This is a genomic window from Ramlibacter sp., from assembly GCF_035706265.1.
GTDB lineage: Bacteria > Pseudomonadota > Gammaproteobacteria > Burkholderiales > Burkholderiaceae_C > Ramlibacter.
In genome coordinates, this window is sequence record NZ_DASSVG010000435.1 from 1 (window position 1) to 2,805 (window position 2,805).

At 66.5% G+C, this 2,805-nt stretch carries 4 protein-coding genes and 1 tRNA gene; all 5 read right to left on the minus strand.

All coding sequences use genetic code 11. The features are described 5' to 3' along the window. The coding region (locus tag VFM98_RS15450) for a universal stress protein (RefSeq protein ID WP_325110800.1) at positions 1-542 on the minus strand (542 nt) is incomplete at its 3' end. 131 nt (positions 543-673) lie between these two features. Then, positions 674-749: transfer RNA gene (locus tag VFM98_RS15455), tRNA-Asn, on the minus strand. A 69-nt stretch (positions 750-818) separates the two neighbouring features. Continuing rightward, complete coding sequence (locus VFM98_RS15460) at positions 819-1,934, minus strand: NAD(P)/FAD-dependent oxidoreductase (RefSeq protein WP_325110801.1); 1,116 nt, start codon at positions 1,932-1,934, stop codon at positions 819-821. Between the two features lie 5 nt (positions 1,935-1,939). Beyond that, positions 1,940-2,269, minus strand: a complete 330-nt coding sequence (gene fdxA / locus VFM98_RS15465; RefSeq protein ID WP_325110802.1) for a ferredoxin FdxA — start codon at positions 2,267-2,269, stop codon at positions 1,940-1,942. Between the two features lie 100 nt (positions 2,270-2,369). Next, the coding region (locus tag VFM98_RS15470; protein WP_414709034.1) for an elongation factor 1-alpha C-terminal domain-related protein at positions 2,370-2,805 on the minus strand (436 nt) is incomplete at its 5' end.

Below are 2,805 nucleotides of genomic sequence, written 5' to 3' on the forward strand. Positions count from 1 at the left end.
TCGGGCGTGAGGCTCGGATCGACCACCGAGACCACCACCACGCGGGCCTTCAGCTCGCGTGCGAGCTCCACCGCCTCGGGAATGATCGATTCCGACAGGGGGCTTCCATCCAGCGGGACGAAGATCCGTTCGATCGCACCCCCGGCGGCCGCGGATCCGGGCGCCTGCTCCCCGGGCCGGTAGACGATCATCGGCTCGCCCCCGGCGCGCAGGACGTCCAGCGCCGTGCTGCCAAGCACCGCGCGCATGACGCCCGAGCGCCCGTGCGAGGTGATGGCCACCAGGGTGTCGGGCACGCGCCGGGCCTCGCGAAGGATCGCTTTCGCCACGCCCTCCGGCGCTTCGGTGCAGAGGGATTGCGCCCCCCAGGTTTCGGCCAGCGGCCGCAATTCGCCTTCGGCCTCGGCAACCTGGTCGGTCTTTTCGACCGCGCGGTACAGGGCGAGCTGGGCGCCCGTGGTCCTGGCGATCGTGCTGGCCAGCGGAAGGATCTGGTTCGAGAACGAGGAACCATCGACCGGAACGAGGATGCGGGTGGGCATGGCGTGGAAGAGGGGAGTGGCTGCCCGAGCTTGCCGCATCGGCCGGGCTTGGGCAAGCGGGCCCGTCTGCGCCCGGTCAAAGGGAAAGCGAAAAAGGCCTGCAGTGCTTCCACTGCAGGCCTTCGCGATTTTGGCTCCCCGACCTGGGCTCGAACCAGGGACCTACGGATTAACAGTCCGGCGCTCTACCGACTGAGCTATCGGGGAACAAGCCTTAGATTATAGCGGTGTTTTTCGCCGCACCCGAAAGCTCGACAACATTCAGCGAACTGTCAGTCAGTCGAACACCGGCGTCTCGACGCCCAGCACCTTGTGCAGCTTGGGGCTGGTGGTCGTGTACTGCAGGTGGATCTTGCCCTTCTCGGGGAAGATGATGGGCGCGGCGCCGAAGGCGGCCAGCGCGCATTCGTGGAAGCCGGAGAGGATCAGCTTCTTCTTGCCCGGGTAGGTGTTGATGTCCCCCACCGCGAAGATGCCGGGCACGTTGGTGGAGAACTTCTCGGTGTCCACCTTCAGCTGCTTGCGCTCGATGTCCAGGCCCCAGTCGGCGATCGGGCCCAGCTTGGGCGAGAGGCCGAAGAAGACCAGCAGCACGTCCAGCGGTACGGAGCGGGTGACGCCGTCGCCGCCGGTGACCTTCACCGCGGTGAGCTTGCCGTCCTTCTCCTCGTAGCCGGTCACCTGGCCGACCATGAACTGCATCTCCATCTGCTCGCACAGCTCGTGCATGCGGCCGACGGAGGCCGGCGCGGCGCGGAAGCCGTCGCGGCGGTGCACCAGGATCACGCTCTCGGCCTTGTGGACGTTGCCGTCCTCGTTGCCGGGCGTGAAGTTCAGCGCCCAGTCCAGGGCGGAATCGCCGCCGCCGACGATCAACAGGTTCTTGCCCGCGAAGTCGGCCGGGTTCCGCACCCGGTAAAAGAGCTGCTTGCCCTCGAACTTGTCCAGCCCTTCCACCTTCAGCGTGCGCGGCTCGAAGGCGCCGACGCCCGCCGCGATGAAGATGGTCTTGGTCAGGAATTTGGTTCCCTTGGAGGTCTCGACGAAGAAGCGGCCGTCGTCCTGCTGCTGGACCACCGTGACGGTCTGGCCCAGGTGGAAGGTGGCGCCGAAGGGCTCGATCTGCTTCAGCAGCGCATCCGTCAGCTCCTTGCCGGTGCAGACGGGGATGGCCGGGATGTCGTAGATCGGCTTGTCGGGATACAGCTCGATCGGCTGGCCGCCCGGGTAGGCGAGCGAGTCGATGACGTGCGCCTTGATCTCCAGCAGGCCCAGTTCGAACACCTGGAACAGGCCGACCGGACCCGCGCCGATGATCACGGCGTCCGTCTCGATCGGGCCGTCGTGGGCGGCAGCGGTCTTGATCACTTCTTCGTTGAGGTTCGGTTCCATGCTTCCTACTTGACCAGCTCCTTGAGCTTGTCCTTCCTGTCTTTCCATTCCTCGGCATCCGGCAGCGCGGGCTTGCGCTTGGTGATGCTCTTCCAGCCCGGGGCATGCGACAGCTCCGCGTTCAGCTTCGTGAACGCCACCTGGTCGGCCGGCACGTCCTCCTCCGCGAAGATCGCGTTGACCGGGCACTCGGGGATGCACACCGCGCAGTCGATGCACTCGTCCGGGTCGATCACCAGCATGTTCGGCCCTTCGCGGAAGCAGTCCACGGGGCAGACATCCACGCAATCGGTGTACTTGCAGCGGATACAGGATTCGGTGACGACGTGAGTCATTGTTGTGGGTCAGGGTCGGGGAAACCCCATGATTTTACTGGGTCGGACGGCGCCCCCCGGGCGCGGCCTTACGCCGCCTCGGGTTTGCGTTTCGTCAAGTTCAGCCAACCAGCACGGCCCCCGAGGTCTTCTGGCTGGCGGTGTCCACCAGCACCAATGCACCGAGCGTACGCGAACGGGCATAGGGCAGGGTGGGCAGCGGCTCCTGCAAGGCCAGTTCGACATGGCCGATGCCGTTCGGTTCCAGGTGGTCGGCGTCCTGTTCCGCCAGCGTGTTCACGTCCAGCTTGTGGACGATGCGCTTGACCTTGGCCTTGACCCAGCGGTGGCCGTGCAGCGCCCAGTAGACGCGGCCGGCGACCAGGGGCTCGTCGTCGAGCCAGGCGATGGTGGCGCGGATCTCGCGAGAAGGTGCCAAGGCGCCGGGGGCGAGCAGCCAGTCGCCGCGCGACACGTCGACTTCGCGGTCCAGGACGATGCCGGCGCTGTGCCGGGAGCTGATGTCGGTGGGCCGGCGCGTGTGATCGAGCACCTGC

Excerpts from the sequence above, each read along its gene's own strand:
- VFM98_RS15460 (WP_325110801.1), bottom strand. The coding sequence starts at position 1,934 with ATGGAACCGAACCTCAACGAAGAAGTGATCAAGACCGCTGCCGCCCAC.
- fdxA (WP_325110802.1), bottom strand. The coding sequence starts at position 2,269 with ATGACTCACGTCGTCACCGAATCCTGTATCCGCTGCAAGTACACCGAT.